The organism is Mesorhizobium sp. M4B.F.Ca.ET.203.01.1.1 (assembly GCF_004791025.1).
Lineage (GTDB): Bacteria > Pseudomonadota > Alphaproteobacteria > Rhizobiales > Rhizobiaceae > Mesorhizobium > Mesorhizobium abyssinicae.
On record NZ_SRUO01000258.1, the window covers coordinates 1 to 290 of the forward strand.

A 290-nucleotide genomic window follows, 5' to 3' on the forward strand; every position below is an offset into this window, starting at 1 on the left:
GGCAGTGTCGCCCAGTCGTGCTGCCACCAGGCCTGCATGTCCATCGCCTGCGCGGCCGGCAGGGTCGGCTCGAAGCGTTCCAGCTTCACCGGGATGTTGCGCGGCGCGTACCACATCGCCGCCACGGCGAAGACACCGTAGAACAGCCACGCCACCGGCTTCACCCAGAACGAGCGGTTGAAGCGGCGGCGGTAGGCGATGCCCAGCACCAGCAGCCAGAACGTGCCGAACAGCATGCCGCCGATCACATCGCTCAGCCAATGCGCGCCCAGGTACAGGCGCGAGAAGCC

Annotated in this window: 1 protein-coding gene; it reads right to left on the reverse strand. The window is 67.9% G+C overall.

The window, feature by feature from the left end; all coding sequences use genetic code 11:
- Window positions 1-290, reverse strand: a 290-nt coding sequence (locus EN846_RS34580) for a phosphatase PAP2 family protein (RefSeq protein WP_135928162.1), incomplete at both ends; no start/stop codon positions are given.